The organism is Shewanella sp. WE21, assembly GCF_002966515.1.
GTDB lineage: Bacteria > Pseudomonadota > Gammaproteobacteria > Enterobacterales > Shewanellaceae > Shewanella > Shewanella oncorhynchi.
Genome location: NZ_CP023019.1, coordinates 3,376,939 through 3,401,360 on the forward strand (window position 1 = coordinate 3,376,939; position 24,422 = coordinate 3,401,360).

Consider the following 24,422-nt stretch of genomic DNA (forward strand, 5'->3'; position numbering starts at 1 on the left):
AAAAGGGAAAATCACTATGGCAACTAATCGTAGCCGTCGTTTACGTAAGAAAATGCGCGTTGATGAATTCCAAGAGTTAGGTTTCGATATGGCTTGGACTTTTGATGCATCAGTATCTGAAGCCGATATCGATGCAACTGTAGATAAATTCATCGATGAAGTGATCGAAACCCGTAAATTAGGTTTCCATGGCGGCGGCCACATCGAATGGGAAGGCATTATCGCCACTCAAACGATTGGGAAATGTACCGAAGAAGATATTGCTGCAGTTAAGGCATTCTGGGCAACCCAAAAAGTGTCTCAGGTTGAAGTTAGCGAACTGTACGACATTTGGTGGGGTTAATGCCCGAGTTGGCATTACTTGAGGAAGTGGTCGAGAAAGTTCGACCCTTGCTCGGCCAAGGAAAGGTTGCAAATTATATCCCCGCACTGGCCAGCGTTGATGCTGGCAAATTAGGCATTGCCGTCACAACCGTTGATGGCGAAACCTTAGGTGCGGGCGATTACCTTGAGCCGTTTTCGATTCAAAGTATCTCTAAAGTTTTCAGCTTAACCTTAGCGTTAACTTTATATGAAGAAGCCGAAATCTGGAGCCGAGTTGGCAAAGAACCTTCGGGCCATTCATTCAACTCTTTAGTACAAGTCGAGTTAGAACGTGGCAAGCCGCGCAACCCATTTATCAATGCTGGCGCGTTAGTGATTGCTGACTTATTGCAGAGTCGTTTAGGTGCACCTAAACACAGAATGCTCGAGTTAGTTAGGCAACTAAGCCAAAACGATAAGGTTAGTTTCGACAAACAAGTGGCCGACTCAGAATATCAGCACAGTGCGCGCAATGCGGCGATTGCTTATTTGATGAAGTCCTTTGGTAATTTTCAAGGCGATGTCGATACTGTGCTGCGCACGTATTTTCATTACTGCGCCTTAAAGATGAATTGTGCTGACTTGTCTAAGGCCATGTTGTACTTGGCTAATCGCGGCAAAAGTATCACAGGGACTGAGCTTATTTCTCAAGTGCAAACTCGGCAACTTAACGCTCTGTTGGCAACCTCGGGCTTATATGATGGTGCGGGTGAGTTTGCTTATCGTGTTGGTATGCCAGGTAAAAGTGGCGTCGGCGGCGGTATTATTGCCGTGATCCCTGGAGAACTGTCGATTTGTGTATGGTCGCCAGAACTCGATAATAATGGCAACTCACTTGCGGGCACTGCGATGCTTGAGTATCTAAGTCAGCGTCTCGGTCGTTCTATTTTCTAGTCTTATCTCTCGTTTTTTATTAGCACTATCAGACTAAATGTTAGCGAATTTCGCTAATGACCTTTTAGTGCTAACTTTCAAAATCCAACATAATCATATTGTTATAAAGTTGGCACGTCTCCTGCTATAAGCTATTCAGTAGTTTAGGTTTATCGAATTATTCAGATTAAAGGACGAACAAAAATGAAATTAAATAAGTTATTAACTGGATTTGCATTATCTGGCGTGATTTTAGGAACATCTAGTGTGCAGCTGGCGCAAGCACAAACAGAGCCAAAAATAGATGAACGCTGTGAAGTTTCCTTAAATTATGACGTTATGGTTGAGCCTAAAAAATTAGTCATGAGCGAGAAGGGCACAGAAAAGTATCGCATCGAAGTTGACAAGTTATTTGTGGAAGGTAAGCAAGTTAACTTAACCGACAAGCAGAAAAAATTGGTTACTCAATATGCCGATGAAGTTTCGACTCAAGTGCCAGAAGTGATTGAACTGGTGAATGAGGCAGTATCTCTTGCTTCCAAAGCGGTTGGTATGGCCTTAACACCTTTAATGGGTGATGCCGCTGGTGCAAAATTTGATGAAATGATGGCTGGCGTTCAAAAACGGGTTGATTCAGTGGCTTATAAGAATGGTGATAGCTTCTATTTAGGGGCGACTGAAGACTCGATGCAAAGTACATTTAACGATGAATTCGAGCAGGAAATGGAACAAATTGTCCAGAATTCAATTGGCGCAATTATGATGAACTTAGGTGGCCAAATCATGTCTGGTGGCGGTGAAAATTTTGAAGCCAAGATGGATACCTTCTCCAAAAAAATGGACAATTTAGGCAAAGATATTGAGCAACAAATTGAGAGCCAATCTAAGGGATTAGAAACTAAGGCTGACCGTTTGTGCGACCGATTTGAAAATTTGTTAGTGCTTGAAAATCAATTGCGCCAAGAAGTGCCAGAACTAGAACCTTATGTGTTGACACAAAACTCAACCAAGGAACTGCGTGAATAGTTCTTGCAAATAGTTCTTGTAAATATCTCTTACGAATCGCCCTTATTTTTAACTGCAATAACTTCTATCTCCTTGTGCATGAGTCAAACTTGAATGCTACGCCTCTAGTCAATTAATCGACTAGGGGCTTTTTTATTGGCTACTGTTTAATCGTGGCTACAACCCTTATGGCTAAGTTGATGTGGCTTATAGGCTAGGCTTGCAGCGATTTAGTTCGGAATGTTACAGTCTAGAGACGAATATTTGGTATACTCTTAAAATATAATTAAAAGCTGGCATATCAGTCAGATATAACCCCCTACTTTAGTGGACTTTTTCGGTCTAAATCTCTGCGTTATATCATTTTGATGCGAGATATCAATGCTATGGTTATTTTTAAGCGATGATTACGCTAACCATAGCTGCTCACCGAAAGTTAATATCATTGTCGTAAACAGCTTAAGGCGACTTCCATGTTAGAACTGTTAGAACCTATTGCGATTTTTACTCATGTGGCCAGAGCAGGTAGTTTTAGTGCCGCCGCAAGAAGGCTTGGGATCTCTAAGTCTAAGGTTAGTACACAAGTCGCCGATCTTGAACATAGACTTGGTGTTCAATTAATCCAACGTACCACCCGCAGCTTAAGTCTGACTGAAGCAGGGCATTTGCTGTATCTGCAAGGTGAAGAACTGCTGCGTGACGCTGAACAAGCGATAGCCAGCGTACATAACTTAAATGATGCGACCCGCGGTGTGCTCAAGGTGGGGATTTCCCAATCCTTTGGGGTGATGCATATCATTCCTGCGCTGCCATCCTTTATGGCAAAACATCCTGAGCTTGAGCTACAAGTGAGTTTACTGGACCATAAAGTAGATGTAGTGAGTGAAGGCTTAGATTTACTGTTAACTATGTCGGAGCAATTACCGCTTGGCATGGTTGCTAGACCTCTGATGAAGTGCCAATTCCTGTTAGTTGCTTCTCCTGGCTATATTGCTCAACATGGCGAGCCAACTCGACCTGAGCAGTTAGTTGACCACAATTGTTTGGTCTATCAAGGCGAGTGGCACGAGCACAGCATGTGGCAATTTAAGAAGGGTGATGATTACTGTGAAATTGGCGTATCGGGCAATTTCAGGGTAGATAACGCGCCAGCATTAAAATCTGCTGCAATCAGTGGTCTTGGGGTTGTGTATCTTGCGAGTTATCTGATGGAAGATGAAATTGCCAAAGGGACATTAGTGCCTTTACTGAAGGATTGGCAATTGACCCACCATCTGCCATTGCAGGCAGTTTATCCCCGTCGTAAGCACTTAGCACCTAAGGTTAGTTCTTTTATCGAATTCATCAAAGATCACATAGGAACGCCACCGTATTGGGATGCTCCCTATGTCGAATTATTCAGTAAACGTCAGTAAAATAGGAAACATTGTTCTCAAAAGCAGTCTTATGTGGTTTTAAATTGAGCACGCACTTTTATGGTTATTTAAAATCAATACTTTAGATTGAGTTGATGAGTACATTTGTTGATGGTTTTTTAGGGTGTTCTAAAGCACTTTTTTATAACATCCTTGAACTCTGTTCTTAATTGAATACAATGGTAACAGTTGATTCGGAATGATCTGAGTCCTATACGTTTATTGGAAATGACCCCTTTCAATTTTTGTATACAGGTCGGCATTAATGCAGTTTTGGATCACAGCCAACAGAAGTTTGAGAACTAAAACAATGTTGGCTCTTTAAACCATCATCCTAGTTTTTGGTTTACCTCAGCCTTATCGCTGAGGTAATTTTTTTATTGATGGTTTGTAGCCTTGAGCACAAGTTTTGTCTCCCTGTACCCTAAAGTCGCAACTGTGTGTTAAATGATGTGAAGGCGAGTGCTAAAGCATATATTAATGCAACAAATATAGTGACCCACAGTGAGAAGGGTTCTGTTATCTAACGGGATAATGGTACCAATAAAAAAGCCACTTTCGAGTGGCTTTTTTATTGGCTGCAGCTTAAGACTTTCACCTATGTCGCTTTAGTCGTGAAGCAAGTTAACAGTGCTTCACGGCTCAGCATTAGGGCATTAAAACATTAGGCCTGCTTCTTACTGGCTATCCAGAGATCGACTTGTTGTTCTAACACATCCAGTGGTAATGCGCCGTTAGCAAGTACTAGCGTATGGAAGTCGCGGATATCAAATTGACTGCCAAGCTGTTGCTCTGCTTTATGTCTTAGCTCTAGTAGTTTAATCATACCTACTTTATAAGCTGTCGCTTGCGATGGCATAACGATATGGCGTTCAACCATTTTCACCGCATCTGATTTAGCATTTGGCGTATTGTCCACGTAATAGGCAATGCTTTGCTCGCGGGTCCACTTTTTAGCGTGGATACCAGTATCAACGACTAAGCGACAGGCACGCCACAACTCCATTGCTAGGCGACCAAAGTCAGAGTAAGGATCGGCGTAGAGTCCCATTTCTTTTGGGAAAGATTCGCTATATAAACCCCAGCCCTCAATATACGCGGTATAGCCCCCAAACTTACGGAACTTAGGAATATTTTGCAGTTCTTGGGAAATGGCTATCTGCATATGGTGACCCGGAATACCTTCGTGGTAGGCCAGCGCCTCCATTTGGTATTTTGGCATGGCTTTCATGTCATATAGGTTTGCATAGTAGCTACCTGGACGCGAACCATCCGGTGCCGGTTGTTCATAGAAGGCTTTACCCGCGGATTTTTCCCTAAAGGCTTCAACCTGCTTCACTACCATGGCGGCCTTAGGTTTTACTTTGAACACTTCATCCAAGCGCGACTTCATATTGTCGATGAACTTAGTCGCCTCAGCTAAATAGGCGGCTTTGCCTTCGGCGGTATTGGGGTAGTAGAACTGGGGATCATCACGCATAAAGCTAAAGAATTGCTGCAAATCGCCTTTAAAATTGACCTTCTTCATGATGGCACGCATGTCATTGTGAATACGTTCCACCTCAGAATGACCTAAGTCATGGATTTGATCGGCGCTCATGTTTGTCGTGGTCGTTCGTGCCAAGGCATTATTGTAATAGGCGGGGCCGTTAGGGAGTTTCCACGCACCATCGCGGTCATCAGCTTTGGCTGCTAAGGTTTTGACGTAACTGATGAGCTTGTTATAGGCGGGTTCAACTTGAGTAACGAGTGCTTGCTCAGCCTGTTTAAGCAGTGCTTGCTTCTCTGTCTCTTGAATCGTTAATGCGTTCACTTTACGGCGAAAATCTGCGAGTAGCGCACTATCGTCGCCCTTATCAAAAGGCGCACCTTTGATAATGTTTTGGCTGTCTGAAATCACATAAGCGAATACAAACTTAGGCGCGATAATGCCTTTATCTGCGCGAACGTCTAATACTGTCTGTAATTGACTTAAGCGTTTGGGCACGCCATTCAAGCGGCTGATATAGGCCTTAGCATCGCTGACATCTGTGATTTGATGTTGGTTAATTAAGAAGGAGGCGATCATAGAGTGGCCGCCATACATCTGATTCACAGGATAATTATGATAGCGCCATTGGTCATCTTCGATGTCATTTTGCAGATTTTGCTTCAGTAACGTGAGGCTAAGGTTTGTTTGTGGATCGAGTTTGGCCGCATCAATCTGATTGACTTGCGCCAGTTGTTTTTTTGTGCGATCTAAGGTTTTATCATCGGCGGCATCACCCAGTTCATCCCATTTATCATAGTCTTGCTTGATCCCCATATAGGTCTGCGAAATGGGACTCGCCATAATGTTTTCCATGAAGATGGTTTCGAACAGAGCATTGGCTTTTTCTGACTCGGTTTGCGCTACTGCATTCACAGGTTCGCTTGCACTGTTTAAGGCTGGCGAAGTTGATGCTGCATATGCGGGAATGGTCAGCAGAGCTGAAAGGGTCAGTGCGACTAAGCTGATTTTAGTTTTTATTGGCATGATCAGGCTTCCTAGATTGATTTGCATCAATACTAAAGAAGCGGAACAAGAATGTATGGATATTAGTGTTAGAAAATGTGTTAGCTGTAATAGTCTTAAACTGCACTATTGAAAGCTAACACATTATTTATAGAGCTATTTTAACGGCAGGCTTAGCAGAATTGTGTCAGTAAATCATTAACAAACATATGACCTTTACTGGTTAATTGCCAATGTTCAGCGGATTCTGTGAGTAAACCGCGTTGTTTGGCTTTTTCCATTCCTTCGGTCAATGTGTCTCTGTGTTGTCCTGTGCGCAGTTCAAATTCTTGCTTAGGAATAGGTGTCATCAGACGCAGGCGATTCATTAAATATTCGAGCGCGCGGTCTTCCTCTGCAACTTCAATCGATTCGAAGGTGTAGTTGTGTGCACTCAGATATCCCTTTGGATGTTTAATTTTTACCGTGCGTATGATGCGGTTTTCTTCTGGCAACGTCACTTTGCCGTGGGCGCCACAGCCTATGCCTAGATAATCACCAAACTGCCAGTAGTTGAGATTGTGCCTACATTGGTAACCAGGTTTTGCGTAGGCAGATATTTCGTATTGCTCATACCCTAATGCGGCCAGCTTTTGTTGACCTTGCTCATAGATATGCCAGAGCGCTTCGTCATCGGGCAGCTGCGGCGGTTTTGAGTGGAATAGGGTGTTGGGCTCAATTGTTAACTGATACCAAGATAGGTGTGGCGGGTTAAGCGCCGCTGCCGTGTCGATATCGGCCATAGCTTCAGCAAAACTTTGGTTGGGTAATCCATGCATTAAATCGAGGTTAAAACTCAAGTATCCCGCTTGGCTGGCTTTTTGAGCGGCGACTTGTGCCTCGTTTTGATCGTGAATACGTCCGAGTAAGTTGAGTTTATCCTTAGAAAAGCTCTGCACCCCGATAGATAAACGAGTGACGCCCGCTGCACGATAGGCACTAAAGTCATCGTGCTCTAAAGTACCAGGATTGGCTTCCATAGTGATTTCGATATTGTTACTAAAGGGGATTAGCGCATTGGCACCATCGAGTATGCGTTTGATTTGCAAAGCATCGAATAAGGATGGCGTGCCGCCACCGATAAAGATGGTATGGATCTGCCGCCCTTGGACGAGATGTAAATCTTGGCGTAAGTCTTCCAATAGCGCATCAACATAAGCCTCTTGTGGCAGTTCGCCATTTTGGCTATGGGAATTAAAGTCACAATAGGGACACTTTTGTACGCACCAGGGAATATGGACATACAGACTGAGTGGTGGCAGTTCGAGCTTCATCGTAGTAGTCACGGCAGTTGACGACATTATTGTGCATTCCCGCCTGTTAATACGCCTTGGGCTTGCATGGCAGCGATGAGTTGCACTAGAGCTTTACCACGATGACTTAAGGCATTTTTCTCGTTGCTGCTCAGCTCTGCCGCGCTACATTGATAATTTTCAGGGATAAAAATCGGATCGTAACCATGGCCATTAGCGCCGCGTTGGCTAAAGTCGATTTGGCCTTCCCATGAGGCTTGGCAAATAATCGGGGTAGGGTCTTTCGCATGGCGCATATATACCAGTACGCATTGGAATCTTGCCCCGCGAGGTGCTGGCTGGTCTTTTAACGTCTCAAGTAGTTTCAATACGTTGTCTTGATCTTTGGCATTTTCGCCCGCGTAACGTGCTGAATAAATGCCTGGAGCGCCTTGGAGTATATCCACTTCTAAACCCGAATCATCGGCAATGGCCGCAAGTCCGGTGATTTCGGCGGCATGCCTTGCTTTGATAATGGCATTCTCTACAAAAGTGGTACCCGTTTCTGCTACTTCGCTGACATTAAACTGGCTCTGCGGCAGTACAGTGACACCGTAGCTTGCGAGCATTTGATCGAATTCGGCGAGTTTGCCTTTATTACCGCTGGCGAGGACGATTTGTTGCATGGAATACCTATCATAAATGGGGCGACGTGCGTTGGCACTATGATACCCAAGCTCAATAGTAAAGGACAGGGAAAGGGGTTGGCGCTACAGGAAAGCAACGCCAACAAAGGTATAAAATAGGTTTATTCAACGTAGAATTTTTGCTTGAACTGTAAGTTCGTGTTCAGTTGATTGCCATATTTAATTGCGATATTGAAGTTGATTTCCTGATCATCGCGGTAGGGCACTTCGGCAATGTAATAAATCGCATCACCTTCGCGGATCTCTTTAAACGTTAGATTGATTCGCGCATCTAACAAATTATTAGCAACTCCAGTAATTTCAACGGGTACTGCGGGCTTATTCGCTTCGCTAATATCTAATACGGCAATATTGATAATGCCAGTGTAGTTACTGCGCTTAATGCCATAGGATTTGGCTATGCTAGGCGTTAAAAATGTACTGCCAAGTGCCATGTAATGAATATCAAAATTGCCGACAGTTTCTTTTTGCTCAGCATTTGCAACACCGCAAAGGCTGGCCGTGAGGGCTAATACAGCGAGAAGATTACGGAACATGATGGGATACCTCATATTAGGGAATGTTGGATTATAGGGCCGCTGTGACTATTTTTTTCAATAAATTAATCGCTTTCAAAGGATTAATTCGTTTTCAGTTGTACGATTCTTTAACTGATTAATCTTTCAACTGAATTACTTTTTACTATCTTGCCCCATCAGTTCAGTAATGACACTTGGGATGATCTTAGGGTCAATAATGCGGATTTGTTTATGTCGGCCAAGTTCACCTTTTATTATGTGAATGTCGCTCTTTGGCACTTTAAAAGCTTTTGCTAAGTACTTGCTTAAATGGGCATTCGCTTTGCCATCAATAGGCGGCGCAGTGATGGCTACTTTTAGCTCATCACCGTGCAATCCTACAATTTGATCTCGGCTAGCCTTAGGCTGAATGTAGAGATTAAGCAGCAAGTCACCTTGCTGCAAAGTCACTGCACTCATTAGATCACAGCCCAATAAGGGATATATTGAGCAAGTAACATATTGAGGAAATTCATACCAATAATGACCAGCATTACGGATAAATCTAAACCACCAATTGGCGGTATGATACGACGTATTGGTGCTAATACGGGTTCAGTTAACTGACCCATGATCATTACAATTGGATTATAGCCTTGGTTAAACCAGCTTAAGATTGCGCGTATTAATAGCATCCAAAATAGCAGTACCCCTGCTTTTTTGACCACAGATACAACGGCAAACAGCAAAAATAACAGTATGTCTATGCCACCGCCCGCAATGAGGCTAATTAGTAGCAGCTTGGCTATCACAACCAATAATGCGAGGACGAAAGATGCGGTATCAAATCGCCCTAAGGAAGGCAAAATACGGCGCATTGGTGCGATGAGCGGGTGAGTTGCTTTAACAATAAATTGGCTAAAAGGATTGTAAAAATCAGCCCTTGCCAGTTGTAACCAAATCCGCAAAATCACCACCATCAAATAGAGATCGAATAGAGTGGTGATTAAAAAGGTAAATGCATTCATCGAGATTTCTACCTATTAAAGTTCGATATAAAAACGTGTTAGTGGATCAAAATGTTTTAGCCATTTCTTCTGCACGATTAATACAGTTTTCCATGGCTTTTTTTACTAAGCCGCGCATATCCGCAGCTTCAAATGTCGCCAGCGCTTGTGCGGTGGTGCCGCCCTTTGAAGTAACATTCTCCCTTAAATTACCTAAGGTCAGTTGTGGGTTTTGCTTTGCCATCATAGCAGCGCCAAGCGCAGCTTGCTGCACTAAACTTCTGGCTTTTGTTTCATCCATTCCCATTTCTTTGCCTGCATCTATCATAGACTCCATTAGCAAAAAGAAATAAGCCGGTGAACTGCCCGATAGTGCAATCACTTGATCTAAATCTGACTCTTCATTTACCCATACTATTTCGCCGCCGCTTGACATCAAACGATCGCAAATGGCTTTCTGCTCGGTAGTAATGCTTTGAGGCGCATAGAGGCCAGTCATACCCACACTAATTTGCATCGGCGTATTTGGCATAGCGCGGATAAGCTTGATGTCTTGTGCCAGATAGTCGGTATATCGCTTTGCCTTAATGCCCGCTGCGATAGTGATGACTAACTTATTCGACAGCTCGACTGTCTGTAATGCTTCACAAACTTGTTGCATCAACTGTGGTTTTACCGAAAGTACTATGACATCGGCAGCTTGCGCCGCGGCTAAATTATCTTGAGAAACCAAAATCCCAAAATCGGCTTTTAGTGCATCGAGTTTACCTTGGCTGGGATTAGTCGCTTGGATGAGTTGAGCTGGATAGCCGTTATTGACTAAGCCACTGATGATGCTGCGCGTCATATTGCCGGCACCGATAAAGCAGATTTTCTGTTGATCCATTTGATTCTCTTCAGTGTGTTAACCGTTAACTTGTAACATCTTCACCTTAAATTAAGATGATAAAACGGTTAGTCATTTGAATGATTGAGCCTGATTATCGACTCTCGCTAATTGCTCTTAAATCGTTAATGTTCGGTGTTCTTAAATACAGTATTTGGGCATAAAGTGCTAAAAACAAGGTTAAATTGACCTCTAACTAAATGCCTAACGTGGATTTTACGCAGCGTAATTGCGCTCACCAAAAATGGCACTGCCAATACGCACCATAGTTGAACCGCAGCTAATCGCTGTATCTAGGTCATTACTCATCCCCATTGAAAGCGTGTCTACAGCGGGATAATGCGTTTTAAGTTCTTGAAATAGATTGTTTAACATGGAAAACTCTTTAAGCTGCAACTCTGTATCCGCGGTTGCCGTTGGAATTGCCATTAGGCCCCTCAGTGCTAAGTTAGGTTGCTGAGCTATCAGTTCTGCCAGTGGCAGCATTTGAGCCGCATCTATGCCAGATTTTGTGTCTTCAGCACTGATATTAATTTGAATACAGACGTTTAATGGCGCCAATTCGGCCGGACGTTGCTCATTGAGACGTAGGGCAATTTTGTCGCGTGAGAGGGTATGCATCCAATCGAAATGCTGGGCGACTATGCTGGTTTTATTGGATTGGAGTGGGCCGATAAAATGCCATTCTATGTCCGGGAAATCCCCCTTGAGCGCAGTAATTTTTTCAGCGCCTTCTTGGACATAGTTTTCGCCAAAGCAACGCTGACCCGCTTGGTAGGCTGCTATAATGTCTTCAATAGGTTTAGTCTTGCTGACGGCAAGTAAGCGAATACTGCTGGGGTGGCGGGCACATTTTTGCGCTGCTTGTGTGATCCTGCGCTGGGCGATTGCGAGTCTGTCTGCTATTGTTGTCATGATGTAATTATCTAGTTGCAAGGATATCCCAAACGATGGAAATCACTGAGTTATTGGCATTTAGTGTAAAACACAAAGCCTCGGATCTACACCTTTCTGCAGGGATATCTCCCATGATCCGTGTTGACGGTGAAGTGAGAAAAATTAACCTGCCCGCGCTCGATCATCAAGGTGTACACAGTTTAGTGTACGACATAATGAATGATAAGCAGCGCAAGGACTACGAAGAACATTTAGAAATCGATTTCTCGTTCGAAGTCCCTAATCTTGCACGCTTTCGTGTTAACGCATTCAATCAATCCCGTGGTGCAGCGGCTGTGTTTCGTACCATTCCAAGTGACATTTTGTCACTTGAGCAATTGGGTGCGCCGGAAATTTTTAAAAAAATTGCCAGTTTCCCTCGCGGATTGGTGCTAGTGACTGGACCTACGGGGTCGGGTAAGAGTACCACACTTGCCGCCATGGTGGATTACGTGAATGAAAATCGACATGATCATATCTTAACCATTGAAGATCCTATCGAATTCGTTCACCAAAATAAGCAATGTTTGATTAACCAACGTGAAGTTCACCGCCATACCCACAGCTTTAATGCGGCGCTTAGAAGCGCACTGCGTGAAGACCCAGACGTGATTTTAGTCGGTGAGATGCGTGACCTTGAGACCATTCGTTTGGCGATGACCGCCGCAGAAACGGGCCACTTAGTGTTTGGTACCTTACATACCACCTCTGCCGCGAAAACGATTGACCGTGTGGTCGACGTATTCCCCGCCGGTGAAAAAGACATGGTGCGCACTATGTTGTCTGAATCGCTGCAAGCGGTTATTTCGCAAACCCTGATTAAAAAGGTGGGAGGAGGCCGTGTCGCCGCCCATGAAATCATGATGGGCACGCCCGCTATCCGCAACTTAATTCGTGAAGACAAAGTGGCGCAGATGTATTCGGCAATTCAAACAGGTATGGCCCATGGAATGCAGACCTTAGAGCAATGTTTACAGAACTTAGTCAATCGTGGTCTTATCACTCGTGAAGATGCAATGGCGAAAAGTTCGAATAAACAAGCGACATTTTAAGGATTTATGATGGATGTTCGTCCGTTTTTAAAAGTGATAGTGGAACGCAAAGCCTCCGACTTGTTCATCACAGCGGGTTTTCCGCCGAGTGCCAAGATTGACGGTGAATTGCGTCCATTGGCAGAAAGTGCGTTTACACCAGCACAATCCCTGGATTTTGTTGAGTCGTTAATGACTGAGGCTCAGAAGCAAGAGTTTCATTCCACTCGTGAGTGTAACTTCGCTTTTGCGGCAAAGGATTTAGGTCGTTTTCGGGTGAGCGCTTTTTGGCAGCGTGAATCGCCTGGCTGCGTGATGCGCCGTATTGAGACTAAAATCCCGGATGTCGATGATTTAAAATTGCCGCCTATTCTAAAAGATCTGGTGATGAGCAAACGTGGTCTCATCATTATGGTGGGCGGAACGGGAACGGGTAAGTCAACGTCTTTGGCGGCCTTGGTGGGTTATCGCAATGGTCATGCTCGTGGGCATATTTTGACTATTGAAGATCCGGTTGAATTCGTTCATGACCACAGAAAAAGCATTATCACCCAGCGTGAAGTGGGCATAGATACTGAATCTTTCGATGCGGCGCTAAAAAGCTCCCTTCGCCAAGCTCCCGATGTGATCTTGATTGGTGAAATCCGTACCCAAGAGACGATGGAGTTTGCGCTGTCATTTGCAGAAACGGGTCACCTTTGTATGGCAACCTTGCATGCCAACAACGCCAACCAAGCGTTAGACCGGATTATGCATCTCGTGCCTGAGAGTAAACACCAACAGTTATTGTTCGATTTATCATTGAATTTACGCGGTATTGTGGCACAGCAATTGATACCTAAAGTTGATGGCACAGGGCGTCGCGCTGCGATTGAAGTATTGATTAACACCCCAAGGGTGGCGAGTTTAATTGCGAAGAACGAGCTGCATTTACTCAAAGAAACCATGGCAAAATCCAACGAGCAGGGTATGCAGACGTTCGATCAGGCCTTGCTGAAACTTTATGTCGATGGCGAGATTAGTTACGCCGATGCGCTGCACCATGCTGATTCACCAAACGATTTACGTTTGATGATTAAATTGCAGAATAAAGAATCCACGGGCTCAGGTTTTATGGAAGGTGTCACCTTAGACATGGACTAGCGCGATAGTCCGGTTCTGGGTTCGGCAGCTCTTTATGGGCTGCTTTTTGTTTGTGTATTAGATTTTCGTTCAGCTCAATCGGTTCTACTTCATCGCTATGTTGCCATTATCCATAGCTTTTATTTTTTAATTCAATATGATCTTTACCTAGTGCGTTTACGTAATGTACTGGTAAAGGAGAAAGCAATGAAAAAATTACCTATGATATTCGCTATGACAGCGAGCTTGACGAGTGTTGGCGCGATTGCAGCCACTTGTCCCGAGTATCTGAACCTTGAAGTACGAAAATTACATTCTGAAGAGACGGTTAATCTGTGTGAATTAACTCAGGGAAAACCAGTGTTGATTGTTAACACGGCCAGTAACTGTGGTTACACCCCGCAGTTTAAAGCGCTCGAAACATTGCATGAAAACTACAAAGATAAAGGCTTAGTGGTCATTGGTTTCCCATCGGATGATTTTTTCCAAGAAGAAAATGATGAGAAAGATACGGCTAAAGTGTGTTACATCAATTACGGTGTCACCTTTACTATGCTGTCGACATCGCCAGTACGTGGTAGTGACGCTAATAGTGTCTTCAAATACTTAGCTGAAAAAACCGGTGCGCCTAAGTGGAATTTTTATAAGTATGTCGTCAGCGGTGATGGTGCAGTTGTGCAACAGTTCAATTCTAAAGTGAAGCCAGATAGTGAAGAGCTTAAGCAAGCGATAGAATCTGTACTTTAATTTTACGAATATTTATTAATTAAGAGGCTGTTTTGGCTAAATTTTCAGGCTTATCCAAAGAAGTTGGACACGGGCAGCGCGGCAAAGTAGGCGTGTTGTTGTTGAATTTAGGTACTCCAGATGAACCCACAGCATCTGCTGTTAGACGTTATCTTGCAGAGTTTTTAGCGGATCCCCGAGTCGTCGAGATCCCTAAGCTAGTGTGGATGTTGATTTTACACGGGATCATTTTGCGGGTACGGCCAGCAAAATCGGCAGCGTTATACCAAAAGGTATGGACTGCGGCAGGTTCACCGTTAATGGACATTAGTTTGCGTCAAACGGCAAAGTTAGCGGATAAGCTTAAAGCTGATAACCATGATGTTTCTGTGCATTTAGCAATGCGTTATGGCTGTCCGTCGGTTGCTAGCACCTTGCAGAATATGCATCAAAATGGCATAGATAAAATCGTGGTGTTACCTCTGTATCCCCAATATGCGGCGCCAACCACGGGTTCTGCATTTGATGCTATTGCCGCTGAGTTGTCCAAGTGGCGCTATATTCCAGCACTGCATTTTATTAATACTTATCATGACAATGCTGACTTTATTAACGCGTTAGCCAGTTCGATCACGGCTGATTTTGAAGCCCATGGTAAACCGCAAAAATTGGTGTTGTCTTACCATGGTATGCCTGAGCGTAATTTGCATTTAGGCGATCCGTATTACTGCTTCTGCATGAAAACGACTCGACTGGTTACCGAAAAGCTTGGGTTAGGTAAAGATGAGTTTGTCATGACTTTCCAATCGCGTTTTGGTAAAGCTAAATGGCTACAACCCTATACCGATGCGACTTTGAAAGCGTTGCCGCAACAAGGCGTGCGTGATATCGCTATAGTCTGCCCGGCTTTTAGCGCCGATTGTTTAGAAACGCTGGAAGAAATTGTTGGTGAGAATGGTCATCTGTTTGCCGAGGCGGGCGGTGAGAAGTTCCGCTACATTGCTGCACTAAACGATGATGATGCACACATTACTATGATGGCAAACTTAGTGAAGCCACATTTTTGATCTGGTAATTTATCGGGTTAAACATCAAACTAAAAGGATAAGGCAACTTATCCTTTTATTTTTATTGTAGTTTTATTTGTTGTGGCATTACTTGCTGAAGTTATTTTCGAAGTAGCTTTCGATGATAAGGACGGCTGACACCGCATCGACTTGACCTTTGGTCAGCGCCTTAAACCCGCCCAATTCGAATAATCTGGCCTTAGCATCAGTGGTAGTTAATCGCTCATCTTGAGTGGCTATTTTGACTTTGAACTTAGCATTGATGCGGTTCGCAAATTTACGCGCCCTGTGGGTCATATCTTGCTCTGTACCATCCATGTTTAAGGGCAGACCAACGACGACTAAGTCAGGTTGCCACTCTTTGATTAAGTCGCCTATCTGATCCCAATTTGGGATACCATCGACGGCTTTAATTGACAACAATGGCGTGGCGCTAGCGGTGATTTCTTGGCCTATAGCGACACCAATGCTCTTAGTGCCAAAATCAAAGCCTAATACGGTTTTCGAATTCATAGTGTGCTGACTTATATTAATAAATAGACTTAAGCGTGACCCGCTTGAGCTGAAACTTGCCAAGCATCAAATCCGAGAGCACGGCTGGCCTGTGGCCAACGGTCTTCGTGTTTAATGTTAAACAAGAGCGCATTCGTTGCTGGAATTGTGAGCCAAGAATTATCGGCAAGCTCTTGTTCGAGCTGATCTTTACTCCATCCAGCATAACCTAATGCGACGAGAAACTTCTCGGGCGATCTGTTGCTTCCAATCGCGGTTAACACATCACGTGAAGTGGTTAGCATTAAACCACAACCCAGATCTGTGCTATTGGCCCAATAGGGCTGAGAGGTATGCAGCACAAAGCCACGATCTTGGGAAACGGGGCCGCCCATCATGACATTGGCATTGAGCACTAAATCCGCGGAGACTTGCTCTGCCGGCAAATCCATTTGTTCTAATAGCGAATTAACTTCGATACCGAGCGGTTTATTGATCACCAGCCCCATGGCGCCTTTGGCATCATGTTCACAGATATAAATGACTGAGCGTTCAAAAAACGTACCGTGTAGTGAGGGCATCGCAATTAAGAAATGGTTCTGCAAACTCTCCATTAAACTACTCCGTTTGATGTGGCTAAGTTGATCTAGCTTGCTGCTATATTGCTAAGTCGGGCGAGATTAACCGCCAGCTAATTTAACTTTGTAGTTCTGCTTCTCAAGCAATAGCTTTAATTGCTCGCGGTTATCGGTTTGGACCTCAATAGTGAAATCTTTAACCGTGCCACCACAACCACATTGTTTTTTAAGGGTTTGAGCCATTGCTTTTAACGCGGTTTCATCGAGACCTAGGCCTGAGATAATCGAAACGCCTTTGCCTTTGCGGCCCTTACTGTCTCTATGGATCCTGACTATACCGTCGGATTCAGGAATCGCTTTAGTGACGGGCTCTGCATTAATACGGCCTTTGTCGGTGCTGTACACTAAGGATACATTAGGATCTGCTTTCATAGATTTCATTCATTGGTGTTAAAAGATGACTTATACCCGTTCAGTTTATCAAATTTGCAGGGGTTCTGGGAGGTAAAAAAAGACCACTTGAGGATTATCCTTAAGTGGTCTGAACAAAATGCTAACTCTTTGCAGGGAAGTAAGCATATTTTTGAAAAGTAAGCTTAAAGCTCAGGATTAATTCATTCGCATGAATACCATGGCTATCAGCGCCACAGCGGTGAGTAATGCACTGGGCATAATAAATTTATGTAACTTAGGTAATGCAATTAAGCAGGCTGTTGTAACAAAACCAAATGCGGCGACTGTGGCATAGTTAGTGCCATTAGCAATGGTATCAATAACCAACCAGCCAAGGACTAGGAGGGGTAATATCAGTAAACTGGTAGGCAAATGACGTTTAATTTTGGCGTTATTCGCCTCGAGAGAAATTTTTTCTGGTGCAAGGAAAAAAATGGCAGATGCAACCATAAACGCGCTAATAAACCAGTACATTTCAACACCCCCTTTAAATCTCAATTGATAATCATTATCATCTTTGGCTTTGCTGAAGTCAAGCTGAATGAGATGCTGCTTTTTAATCAATTGAGTTGTAGATTAGGCTATTGCTCTGTAAGCTAAATTCATATCTCTGATACTTGTCTTTGTTCGGGTCGAACATCTGAGGAAATTAAGATGAAAAATATTTTTGTAGCATTAGCTGTGTTGGCACTCAGTGCCTGTAGTTCGATGAAGTCAGGTTGGGATTTTGATCCTAGCGCCAATTTTACCCAATATAAAACCTATGCTTGGGTTGCTCAGAAAACGGATTCTGCTGGATATCATCTAGATGGCTTGATGGACCAACGGGTCAGAGAAGCGGTGAATAGCCAGTTAGCGAGTAAGGGGATGACATTAGTTGATGCAAAAGATGCTGATGTACTTGTTAATTATCTGACCAAAGTTGATAAGAAGATTAATGTTGATACCTTCAATAGTAATTTTGGCTACAACCCATACTATGGTCCAGGATGGGGTTGGGGCGGCAATATGCAGACCCAAACCACAGTAAGAGAATATGAAGTTGGCACCCTGATTATTGATTTGGTTGATAATAAAACCACTAAACTGATCTGGCGTGGTTCTGTTGCCGATACCATTCGCGACAAAAATACCCCAGAAGAAAGAGTACAGATCATCAATCAAGCAGTGGGCAGTGTAATGGCAAATTATCCACCTAAGCCTGACACTAAGTAGTTCTGATTCAGTTTGAATGAACATTAAGTGGCCTAAGGGCCGCTTTTTTGTGGTTGATTTTTATGCATTTGTCTACGGTATTAGATGATCTGCAGTTATTTATCATCTGATTGGATTTACGTTATTAATACTTATTAAAAATTCTATTTTCATAGATGACAATGTGAAAGTAACATTTTTATAACTGACTATTTTGTATGATATTTATCCTATAACTTAATAATGTAATAGGAGTCTGCATCAGATTATTAATAAGATGATGAATTAATTTTTCTAATGATGAATTCAAAATAAAATCATTATAGAACTGAGCGGTTATCAGGCAGAATCAATTCTTTGAGTTGTTGGTAGTAGCAAAGATGCATGAGACGCAGATTATTGGATTACTTTGGCTGATTGGGATTATTGCCGAGGCGATGACGGGCGCTCTGGCGGCTGGCCGCAAGCAGATGGATTTGTTTGGTGTGGTGATCATTGGCTGCGCAACGGCAATTGGTGGCGGCACACTAAGGGATATGATGCTCGGAAATTACCCCTTAATTTGGGTTGAGCATGTGCATTACCTTATTGCGATTGCATTCGCTTCTTTGCTCACAGTCGCTATCGCCCCTGTGATGCGTTATCTGTCTAAGTTATTTTTGGCTATTGATGCCTTAGGTTTAGCCGTATTCTCCATCGTGGGCGCACAAAAGACGTTAATGCTGGGATTTAGCCCAACAATTGCCGTAGTCATGGGATTGGTCACTGGTGTCTTTGGTGGCGTTATCCGCGATATTCTGTGTAACCAAGTGCCTTTGATTTTTAAAAAAGAACTCTATGCGGTGATTTCATTACTGACGGCAGGTTTGTATATCGTCTTAAAAGCCTATCAGTTAACGGAATGGATTAATCTGGTTATTTGTCTAAGCGTTGGTTTTAGCTTACGGATGTTGGCGCTGCGATATCATTGGTCTATGCCAACCTTTGACTACCAATCCAGTGGCGATCAGCATACACATTAAATCGTAAAACCAAATCGTAGAAATAGAACCGTTAAACAAAAGGGCAGCTAAGGCTGCCCTGTTTTTTAGCGGTGAATTACTGCTGGGCTTGCAGGGTTTTCAAGGCTTCAAGGGCAGCATCATAGTTAGGATGCTCTGTGATGTTTGGTACTAACTCTTGGTATTGGAGCTTACCTTCTGCATCTATGATGAAAATGGCTCTAGCCAGCAAGCCGTAATCTTGAATTAACAAACCATACTTTTCACCAAAATCACGCCACACGCTATCTGATAGCACTTTGATTTTATCTACGTTTTCCACTTTACAGAAACGCTTCTGTGCGAAGGGTAAATCGGTACTGATCGTTAGCATGATGACGTCATCGGAAAAATGGCCAACTTCGCTGTTGAAGCGCTTCGTCTGCAGTGCGCAAACACCTGTATCTAGGCTTGGCACGGCACTTATCAGTACAGTTTTACCCTTAAAATCACTTAGCATCACTGGCGTGAAATGCTCATCAACGACTTTAAACCCCGGCGCCATTTGCGACAATTTTGGTCTTTTCCCTTCTAATGTGACTGTTTTTTCACCCATTAAAACCTGTGTTTTCTCACTGGCGAGTGTATTGGGACTCATCAGAACTAGGCTATAAATACAGCTTGCGGCTAAAAATGAAACATATTTTTGCATTGGATTTCCTCACACATGAATATCTGTGCCTTCGCTAATATCTGTCCATTAAGGTACGCTAAAATGATGCGTAGAACCATAAAAAAAGGCCGGTAATTACCGACCTTTATTATCCACTAATTGTTATTTGCTTAGCGGTAATTCTTTGACATGGATATCCATTTGTGGGAATGGAATACCTATATCTGCAGCGTCTAATGCATTTTTTATTTGCTCAAGCAGTTGGAAACGTGCAGTCCAATAATCAGATGTTTTTACCCAAGGACGAACCACGAAATTGATTGAAGAGCTAGCCAATTCAGAAAGTCCAACTGTATATGCTGGATCTTTTAACACATACTGGTTGTTATCTAAAATATCGGTCAATACTTTTTTAGTGAGTGCAATATCGGCGGAATAAGATACACCAATCACTAAATCGATACGACGACTATCCATTGCTGAGTAGTTAGTGATAGTGCCATTCATGATAGATGAGTTTGGCGCTACGATAACTTTATTATCAGGAGTGCGAAGCTTGGTTGAGAATATGGTTATTTCATCAACAGTGCCGGCGATACCTGCAGCTTCAATATAGTCACCTACGCGGCAAGGGCGGAATAACACCATTAATACACCCGATGCAAAATTAGACAGAGAACCTTGTAGCGCTAAGCCTATTGCTAAACCTGCAGCACCGATAACGGCTACCAGTGATGCGGTTTGTACACCAATTTGGCCTAACGTGGCAATAACCGCGAAAACAAATACCACTGCCCAAGCGAGATTTGCGACAAATGAAACGACTGTCGGATCAACTTTACGGCTGTTCAGTAATTTACGAACAAGCTTCTGTGCTACGCCCGCAAAGTATTTACCAACAAAGAAGATGATAATGGCGAATAATGTTTTTAAGCCATAAGTCACAATCAGATCTGGTGCTTGCTTTAATAAACCTTCGAGGTTTTCCATTGAATAACTCCCTAAATATACGCTAACAAAAACTATTTATTATTGACGATAAATTCTACTCGTCGATTTAAACTGCGCCCTTCGCTAGAACGGTTGTCCGCTACAGGTTCAGATATACCTTTACCCATTACGGTAAAGCGATTTGGATTAAAGCCATAATCTTCAACCAAAATACGTTTTACATTTTGAGCTCGCTGAAGTGATAGTTGATAATTAAACTCTGGTGTACCAACGATATCTGTGTGGCCCACTAAGGTTAATTCAGCATCATTTGTTTCTAAGAATGCTTTTACTAAGGCTAAAGTTTTCCATTGAGAAAAGTCAACCTCGGCAATGGCAAATTCAAAATACACCATAGCTGCAGAAATATTATGACAATCTGTGTTTAACTCAGCATTTGAATGACTCATATCGCAAACTGGTGATGCAGTCATTTCCACAGCGATTTCTTCCACACAACCATTAGCCATAACAGGTGTATTTGGCTCCGTGTTAGGACAGGCATCTTTGATATCTGGCACTCCATCTCGGTCAGTGTCAGACCAAGCAAATACCTGTGATGTTAGGCTTAAACTTAATAGCAAAAGCGCTAGCTGAATCCATCGAGATTGGGAGTTTTTCACTACAAATCACCTATTGAACGATAAGTATTAGTCAAAATTACTAAAGCGATCGCATTGTTGTAGCATGACCATCTTAGTGTGGCATTCTAACGAGTAAGACTCTTTTCGCCAAGCTAAACGCGTACAAGCGTCTATACATCGACAGATAGATATCGGCAAGATCTTGAGTATATTTATGTTTTTATTAGTAGATGTCAGTATGTCGATACTTGCTTCAAGTATATGCGAGGTTCTACATCGGTAAATTTGTCGACAAGTATGACGATAAACTATACAAAATAAGCCTTTAGCGCTAGAGTCTTGAGCCCATTATGCGCCAACCAAACTTTAAGTTGAGGACAAGATGATAGATTTACGCAGTGATACTGTTACCCAGCCAACAGCAGCCATGCGGTTAGCCATGTCCAGAGCCGAAGTGGGTGATGATGTTTACGGTGATGACCCTACGGTAAATAGTTTGCAGGATATGGCTGCGGAGATGTTTGGCTTTGAAAGTGCATTATTTACCTGTTCGGGTACTCAAGCAAATTTATTGGCTTTGATGGCCCATTGTGATCGTGGAGATGAGTACCTGTGCGGTCAGCAGGCTCACAATTATAAGTTCGAGGGCGGCGGCGCTGCTGTCCTAGGCAGCATTCAACCTCAACCTTTAATGAATCAATTAGATGGCACTATTGCATTAGCTGACATTGAAGCCGCAATTAAGCCTGATGATATCCATTTTGCTCGTACTCGTTTGCTTAGTTTAGAGAATACGATTGGCGGTAAGGTTCTCCCGCAAAGCTATTTGGCGGATGCGCAGACATTAGCCTTTAATCGCGGATTAAAAATTCATTTAGATGGTGCGCGAGTTGCCAATGCTGCGGTTGCGCAGAATATTGCAATAAGTGATATCACGGCGCACTTTGATTCAGTGTCGATTTGTTTATCCAAAGGATTATGTGCGCCAGTCGGCTCATTACTCTTAGGTGATGAACGCTTGATTAAGAAAGCCATTCGTTGGCGTAAAATGCTTGGTGGCGGTATGCGTCAAGCTGGGATACTTGCAGCGGCAGGTAAGCTTGCTTTAACTGAGCAAGTGCAACGACTGAGTGAAGATCATGACAATGCGGCGTATTTGGCTCGTCAGTTGGCCGAGCTGAGTGAGTTCGACGTCGATTTAGCCGCAGTACAAACCAATATGTTATTTGCCAAATTAGCGCCTCAAGTTGATGCGGATTTATTGGCGAAACACTGTCGAGCGGAAGGCATTCTGATAAGCCCTGGGCGCACGATTCGACTTGTGACTCACAAAGATGTGAGCCGTCAGGATATAGATAAAGTGTTGCGTGTTGTTAAGCAGTACCTCAAAGCCTAAGTGTGGATTGATTTCCGGTTTTACTGAAATGCCCGAGCTTTGTCTTGGGCATTTTTATAGGCAGGCATTGCTTAATGTTGAATTATTAAGCAATTAATGAATGATTTGCTAAAACAAGCTTTAGACAACAGGCGAAATGTTTGCGTTTATCTATACTAAAAACAACAAGATTATATCGCTAAGGTAACTTTAGGTTGAAGCCTAATAACAAGACTAATAAAGGGGTCGATTATTGGACAAATCGGATCAGTGAATTGGAAATGCCAGCACTGTGTTCGACTGTTAAATCGCTAGAAAAGCTCGCCAAGGATGACGTTTCCTCTCTCGCATTACTCGGGCGTAGCGTGATGCACGATAACGCCTTAACCTCTCGTATTCTTCGAGTTGCTAATAGCGCTATTTACCATAAAGGTAGTAGCCAAATCTCCACTGTCAGCCGAGCGGCTATAGTGCTTGGTTTCGATGCAGTGCGAAATATCTGTATCACAGCCAAGTTACTCTCAAGCTTGTTAGAGAGTAAAAATTTGGCACCTAACGTATATCAAAGATTAATAAAGTTGATGGCTAAAGCATTTCAAGCAGCCATGATTGCACGGATGATGTTGAGCCATTATGACGAAGAAATGCAGGAGGAAGCTTTTATAGCCTCTTTACTGTATCACATAGGTGAGAGCGCTTTTTGGAGTATTGGTGGTGAGTTCACCGAAGAGTTAGATCTAAAACTACGTGAATGTGCAACGCCAGCAGAGGAACGAAGTATAACCCGCGAAGCCCTCGGCACTTCTTTTTCACTATTAACTCAAAGTATTGCCCGCAATTGGGGATTGGGAGAACTGTTGGTCCATGCAGTTAATAATCCTGAAGACCAAAGACCTGAAATTCGGTCTATTTTTATTGCGGATAAGCTCTGCGATATTTTATCTCAGCCTAATCTTGATAAGCAGGAATTAGGGAAACGTATCACGCAAGCGGCGAGTTTTACTGGACTAGAAGAAAATGAGTTTATGGTGCGGATGCAACGCTGCGCGAATGCGACCCATAAGTTAGCTGAAGTATATGGCGCTAAGGTGTTGCTAGACTATCTACCAGATCCTAAGCGTATGGTCACAGTTAAACCTGTTCCACTTCCCATTCCGTTAGATATGCCTGTCTATCAAGTTAACTTGAATATTCAGTTAGCTAAGCTACGAGAATTAACAGGCTTCGCCATTAATAAAGCCGATTTTAACCAAATCATGCAAACGGTTCTCGAAGGTATACTTGAGGGCGTTGGCGTTGACCGGTGCGGCGTGCTGTTATTGTCGCCAAGCCGTAAACAACTTCAACCTAGGGTGATATTAGGTCGTGATGCAGATGCCATTAAGCAAGAGTTTATTATCGATTTGAGCGATAGGCGGGGATTATTTTACCAAGCGATGGAGCATAAGTTACCGCTTTGGGTAGATGATCCTAGCTCTAAGAAATGGCAAGAGCAGTGTAAAGAATTACAAGCGCAACATGTGTCACGTCAAGGCTTTTTATTAGCACCGTTATTAGTCGATAGTAAAGTGATCGGGTTTTATTATGCGGATAGGGGCCCTTCGGAAAGGGCATTTGAAGACGTGGATTTTCAAAGTTTCATCCACTTCTCCCAATTGGCGAATGTGTGTTTTACTGTGTCTTTGAGATAGTAAATAATCTTA

The 24,422-nt window shown here is 43.3% G+C and carries 27 protein-coding genes; 12 read left to right on the top strand and 15 right to left on the bottom strand.

Going from position 1 to position 24,422, the window contains the following annotated elements:
* Positions 1-16: 16 nt before the first annotated feature.
* From CKQ84_RS14885 to CKQ84_RS14900, 4 genes are all read left to right on the top strand, one after another.
* A complete protein-coding gene (locus CKQ84_RS14885) occupies positions 17-343 on the top strand; it encodes a YggL family protein (protein WP_028761293.1) in 327 nt (108 codons plus the stop codon).
* Positions 343-1,257: a glutaminase B gene (gene glsB / locus CKQ84_RS14890; RefSeq protein WP_105251867.1), complete on the top strand. Its 915-nt coding sequence runs from the start codon at positions 343-345 to the stop codon at positions 1,255-1,257. Before CKQ84_RS14885 ends, glsB begins: the two co-directional genes overlap by 1 nt.
* Before the next feature lie 183 nt (positions 1,258-1,440).
* The gene (locus tag CKQ84_RS14895; RefSeq protein WP_105251868.1) at positions 1,441-2,262 is read left to right on the top strand and encodes a YggN family protein; all 822 of its coding nucleotides are present in this window, start codon (positions 1,441-1,443) and stop codon (positions 2,260-2,262) included.
* A 452-nt stretch (positions 2,263-2,714) separates the two neighbouring features.
* Positions 2,715-3,656: a LysR family transcriptional regulator gene (locus CKQ84_RS14900; protein WP_006082526.1), complete on the top strand. Its 942-nt coding sequence runs from the start codon at positions 2,715-2,717 to the stop codon at positions 3,654-3,656.
* 664 nt (positions 3,657-4,320) lie between these two features.
* Here the strand turns inward: CKQ84_RS14900 and CKQ84_RS14905 are convergent.
* The 8 genes from CKQ84_RS14905 to CKQ84_RS14940 form a co-directional block, all read right to left on the bottom strand.
* Positions 4,321-6,171 (bottom strand): DUF885 family protein, encoded by a 1,851-nt coding sequence (locus CKQ84_RS14905; protein ID WP_105251869.1) that lies wholly within the window; start codon positions 6,169-6,171, stop codon positions 4,321-4,323.
* Positions 6,172-6,323: 152 nt separating this feature from the next.
* Positions 6,324-7,490: a radical SAM family heme chaperone HemW gene (hemW, locus tag CKQ84_RS14910; RefSeq protein ID WP_105251870.1), complete on the bottom strand. Its 1,167-nt coding sequence runs from the start codon at positions 7,488-7,490 to the stop codon at positions 6,324-6,326.
* Complete coding sequence (rdgB, locus tag CKQ84_RS14915; protein ID WP_105251871.1) at positions 7,490-8,107, bottom strand: RdgB/HAM1 family non-canonical purine NTP pyrophosphatase; 618 nt, start codon at positions 8,105-8,107, stop codon at positions 7,490-7,492. The genes hemW and rdgB overlap by 1 nt, the downstream gene beginning before the upstream one ends.
* A 122-nt stretch (positions 8,108-8,229) precedes the next feature.
* Positions 8,230-8,664: a DUF4426 domain-containing protein gene (locus tag CKQ84_RS14920; RefSeq protein WP_105251872.1), complete on the bottom strand. Its 435-nt coding sequence runs from the start codon at positions 8,662-8,664 to the stop codon at positions 8,230-8,232.
* Positions 8,665-8,799: 135 nt separating this feature from the next.
* Positions 8,800-9,105, bottom strand: a complete 306-nt coding sequence (yggU, locus tag CKQ84_RS14925; RefSeq protein WP_105251873.1) for a DUF167 family protein YggU — start codon at positions 9,103-9,105, stop codon at positions 8,800-8,802.
* Entirely contained in the window at positions 9,105-9,653 is a 549-nt protein-coding gene (locus CKQ84_RS14930) for a YggT family protein (protein ID WP_105251874.1), read from the bottom strand. Before CKQ84_RS14930 ends, yggU begins: the two co-directional genes overlap by 1 nt.
* A 46-nt stretch (positions 9,654-9,699) precedes the next feature.
* Complete coding sequence (proC, locus tag CKQ84_RS14935; protein ID WP_105251875.1) at positions 9,700-10,518, bottom strand: pyrroline-5-carboxylate reductase; 819 nt, start codon at positions 10,516-10,518, stop codon at positions 9,700-9,702.
* A 216-nt stretch (positions 10,519-10,734) separates the two neighbouring features.
* Positions 10,735-11,433 carry a YggS family pyridoxal phosphate-dependent enzyme gene (locus CKQ84_RS14940; RefSeq protein ID WP_105253082.1) on the bottom strand — a complete coding sequence of 233 codons (699 nt, stop codon included), beginning with the start codon at positions 11,431-11,433 and terminating at the stop codon, positions 10,735-10,737.
* Between the two features lie 35 nt (positions 11,434-11,468).
* Here CKQ84_RS14940 and CKQ84_RS14945 point away from each other — a divergent pair, with 35 nt between their 5' ends.
* The 4 genes from CKQ84_RS14945 to hemH all read left to right on the top strand — a co-directional run bounded on the left by CKQ84_RS14945 (position 11,469) and on the right by hemH (position 15,400).
* Positions 11,469-12,506, top strand: a complete 1,038-nt coding sequence (locus CKQ84_RS14945; RefSeq protein WP_006082517.1) for a type IV pilus twitching motility protein PilT — start codon at positions 11,469-11,471, stop codon at positions 12,504-12,506.
* A gap of 9 nt (positions 12,507-12,515) precedes the next feature.
* Entirely contained in the window at positions 12,516-13,628 is a 1,113-nt protein-coding gene (locus CKQ84_RS14950; protein ID WP_028761282.1) for a PilT/PilU family type 4a pilus ATPase, read from the top strand.
* Between the two features lie 186 nt (positions 13,629-13,814).
* Complete coding sequence (locus CKQ84_RS14955; RefSeq protein WP_105251876.1) at positions 13,815-14,354, top strand: glutathione peroxidase; 540 nt, start codon at positions 13,815-13,817, stop codon at positions 14,352-14,354.
* A gap of 32 nt (positions 14,355-14,386) precedes the next feature.
* Positions 14,387-15,400: a ferrochelatase gene (gene hemH, locus CKQ84_RS14960; RefSeq protein ID WP_028761280.1), complete on the top strand. Its 1,014-nt coding sequence runs from the start codon at positions 14,387-14,389 to the stop codon at positions 15,398-15,400.
* A gap of 87 nt (positions 15,401-15,487) precedes the next feature.
* Here hemH and ruvX read toward each other — a convergent pair whose 3' ends face one another.
* From ruvX to CKQ84_RS14980, 4 genes are all read right to left on the bottom strand, one after another.
* Positions 15,488-15,913: a Holliday junction resolvase RuvX gene (gene ruvX / locus CKQ84_RS14965; RefSeq protein ID WP_006082513.1), complete on the bottom strand. Its 426-nt coding sequence runs from the start codon at positions 15,911-15,913 to the stop codon at positions 15,488-15,490.
* Between the two features lie 29 nt (positions 15,914-15,942).
* Complete coding sequence (locus CKQ84_RS14970; RefSeq protein WP_105251877.1) at positions 15,943-16,506, bottom strand: YqgE/AlgH family protein; 564 nt, start codon at positions 16,504-16,506, stop codon at positions 15,943-15,945.
* A gap of 66 nt (positions 16,507-16,572) precedes the next feature.
* Complete coding sequence (yciH, locus tag CKQ84_RS14975) at positions 16,573-16,902, bottom strand: stress response translation initiation inhibitor YciH (RefSeq protein WP_037392612.1); 330 nt, start codon at positions 16,900-16,902, stop codon at positions 16,573-16,575.
* A 177-nt stretch (positions 16,903-17,079) separates the two neighbouring features.
* The gene (locus CKQ84_RS14980) at positions 17,080-17,397 is read right to left on the bottom strand and encodes a hypothetical protein (protein WP_105253083.1); all 318 of its coding nucleotides are present in this window, start codon (positions 17,395-17,397) and stop codon (positions 17,080-17,082) included.
* Between the two features lie 180 nt (positions 17,398-17,577).
* On the opposite strand from CKQ84_RS14980, the gene CKQ84_RS14985 reads away from it, so the two are divergent.
* Complete coding sequence (locus tag CKQ84_RS14985) at positions 17,578-18,138, top strand: DUF4136 domain-containing protein (RefSeq protein ID WP_028761276.1); 561 nt, start codon at positions 17,578-17,580, stop codon at positions 18,136-18,138.
* A 359-nt stretch (positions 18,139-18,497) separates the two neighbouring features.
* Positions 18,498-19,139: a trimeric intracellular cation channel family protein gene (locus CKQ84_RS14990; RefSeq protein WP_028761275.1), complete on the top strand. Its 642-nt coding sequence runs from the start codon at positions 18,498-18,500 to the stop codon at positions 19,137-19,139.
* A 76-nt stretch (positions 19,140-19,215) separates the two neighbouring features.
* Here the strand turns inward: CKQ84_RS14990 and tpx are convergent, their stop codons facing one another.
* The 3 genes from tpx to CKQ84_RS15005 form a co-directional block, all read right to left on the bottom strand.
* The gene (tpx, locus tag CKQ84_RS14995; RefSeq protein ID WP_105251878.1) at positions 19,216-19,809 is read right to left on the bottom strand and encodes a thiol peroxidase; all 594 of its coding nucleotides are present in this window, start codon (positions 19,807-19,809) and stop codon (positions 19,216-19,218) included.
* Positions 19,810-19,932: 123 nt separating this feature from the next.
* A complete protein-coding gene (locus CKQ84_RS15000; RefSeq protein WP_028761273.1) occupies positions 19,933-20,760 on the bottom strand; it encodes a mechanosensitive ion channel family protein in 828 nt (275 codons plus the stop codon).
* 32 nt (positions 20,761-20,792) lie between these two features.
* Positions 20,793-21,383: an OmpA family protein gene (locus CKQ84_RS15005; RefSeq protein WP_105251879.1), complete on the bottom strand. Its 591-nt coding sequence runs from the start codon at positions 21,381-21,383 to the stop codon at positions 20,793-20,795.
* Positions 21,384-21,726: 343 nt separating this feature from the next.
* On the opposite strand from CKQ84_RS15005, the gene ltaE reads away from it, so the two are divergent.
* Entirely contained in the window at positions 21,727-22,740 is a 1,014-nt protein-coding gene (gene ltaE / locus CKQ84_RS15010; RefSeq protein WP_105251880.1) for a low-specificity L-threonine aldolase, read from the top strand.
* A 194-nt stretch (positions 22,741-22,934) separates the two neighbouring features.
* Positions 22,935-24,410 carry an HDOD domain-containing protein gene (locus tag CKQ84_RS15015; protein WP_105251881.1) on the top strand — a complete coding sequence of 492 codons (1,476 nt, stop codon included), beginning with the start codon at positions 22,935-22,937 and terminating at the stop codon, positions 24,408-24,410.
* The last annotated feature ends 12 nt before the right edge of the window (positions 24,411-24,422 follow it).

Excerpts from the sequence above, each read along its gene's own strand:
- CKQ84_RS14900 (WP_006082526.1), top strand. The coding sequence starts at position 2,715 with ATGTTAGAACTGTTAGAACCTATTGCGATTTTTACTCATGTGGCCAGA.
- CKQ84_RS14920 (WP_105251872.1), bottom strand. The coding sequence starts at position 8,664 with ATGTTCCGTAATCTTCTCGCTGTATTAGCCCTCACGGCCAGCCTTTGC.
- CKQ84_RS14990 (WP_028761275.1), top strand. The coding sequence starts at position 18,498 with ATGCATGAGACGCAGATTATTGGATTACTTTGGCTGATTGGGATTATT.
- CKQ84_RS14885 (WP_028761293.1), top strand. The coding sequence starts at position 17 with ATGGCAACTAATCGTAGCCGTCGTTTACGTAAGAAAATGCGCGTTGAT.
- rdgB (WP_105251871.1), bottom strand. The coding sequence starts at position 8,107 with ATGCAACAAATCGTCCTCGCCAGCGGTAATAAAGGCAAACTCGCCGAA.
- proC (WP_105251875.1), bottom strand. The coding sequence starts at position 10,518 with ATGGATCAACAGAAAATCTGCTTTATCGGTGCCGGCAATATGACGCGC.
- CKQ84_RS14970 (WP_105251877.1), bottom strand. The coding sequence starts at position 16,506 with ATGGAGAGTTTGCAGAACCATTTCTTAATTGCGATGCCCTCACTACAC.
- CKQ84_RS14985 (WP_028761276.1), top strand. The coding sequence starts at position 17,578 with ATGAAAAATATTTTTGTAGCATTAGCTGTGTTGGCACTCAGTGCCTGT.
- ruvX (WP_006082513.1), bottom strand. The coding sequence starts at position 15,913 with ATGAATTCGAAAACCGTATTAGGCTTTGATTTTGGCACTAAGAGCATT.
- CKQ84_RS14955 (WP_105251876.1), top strand. The coding sequence starts at position 13,815 with ATGAAAAAATTACCTATGATATTCGCTATGACAGCGAGCTTGACGAGT.
- CKQ84_RS14945 (WP_006082517.1), top strand. The coding sequence starts at position 11,469 with ATGGAAATCACTGAGTTATTGGCATTTAGTGTAAAACACAAAGCCTCG.
- CKQ84_RS14940 (WP_105253082.1), bottom strand. The coding sequence starts at position 11,433 with ATGACAACAATAGCAGACAGACTCGCAATCGCCCAGCGCAGGATCACA.
- CKQ84_RS15000 (WP_028761273.1), bottom strand. The coding sequence starts at position 20,760 with ATGGAAAACCTCGAAGGTTTATTAAAGCAAGCACCAGATCTGATTGTG.
- hemW (WP_105251870.1), bottom strand. The coding sequence starts at position 7,490 with ATGTCGTCAACTGCCGTGACTACTACGATGAAGCTCGAACTGCCACCA.
- CKQ84_RS14905 (WP_105251869.1), bottom strand. The coding sequence starts at position 6,171 with ATGCCAATAAAAACTAAAATCAGCTTAGTCGCACTGACCCTTTCAGCT.
- glsB (WP_105251867.1), top strand. The coding sequence starts at position 343 with ATGCCCGAGTTGGCATTACTTGAGGAAGTGGTCGAGAAAGTTCGACCC.
- CKQ84_RS14980 (WP_105253083.1), bottom strand. The coding sequence starts at position 17,397 with ATGTACTGGTTTATTAGCGCGTTTATGGTTGCATCTGCCATTTTTTTC.
- CKQ84_RS14950 (WP_028761282.1), top strand. The coding sequence starts at position 12,516 with ATGGATGTTCGTCCGTTTTTAAAAGTGATAGTGGAACGCAAAGCCTCC.
- yggU (WP_105251873.1), bottom strand. The coding sequence starts at position 9,105 with ATGAGTGCAGTGACTTTGCAGCAAGGTGACTTGCTGCTTAATCTCTAC.
- CKQ84_RS14895 (WP_105251868.1), top strand. The coding sequence starts at position 1,441 with ATGAAATTAAATAAGTTATTAACTGGATTTGCATTATCTGGCGTGATT.
- CKQ84_RS14930 (WP_105251874.1), bottom strand. The coding sequence starts at position 9,653 with ATGAATGCATTTACCTTTTTAATCACCACTCTATTCGATCTCTATTTG.
- tpx (WP_105251878.1), bottom strand. The coding sequence starts at position 19,809 with ATGCAAAAATATGTTTCATTTTTAGCCGCAAGCTGTATTTATAGCCTA.
- ltaE (WP_105251880.1), top strand. The coding sequence starts at position 21,727 with ATGATAGATTTACGCAGTGATACTGTTACCCAGCCAACAGCAGCCATG.
- yciH (WP_037392612.1), bottom strand. The coding sequence starts at position 16,902 with ATGAAAGCAGATCCTAATGTATCCTTAGTGTACAGCACCGACAAAGGC.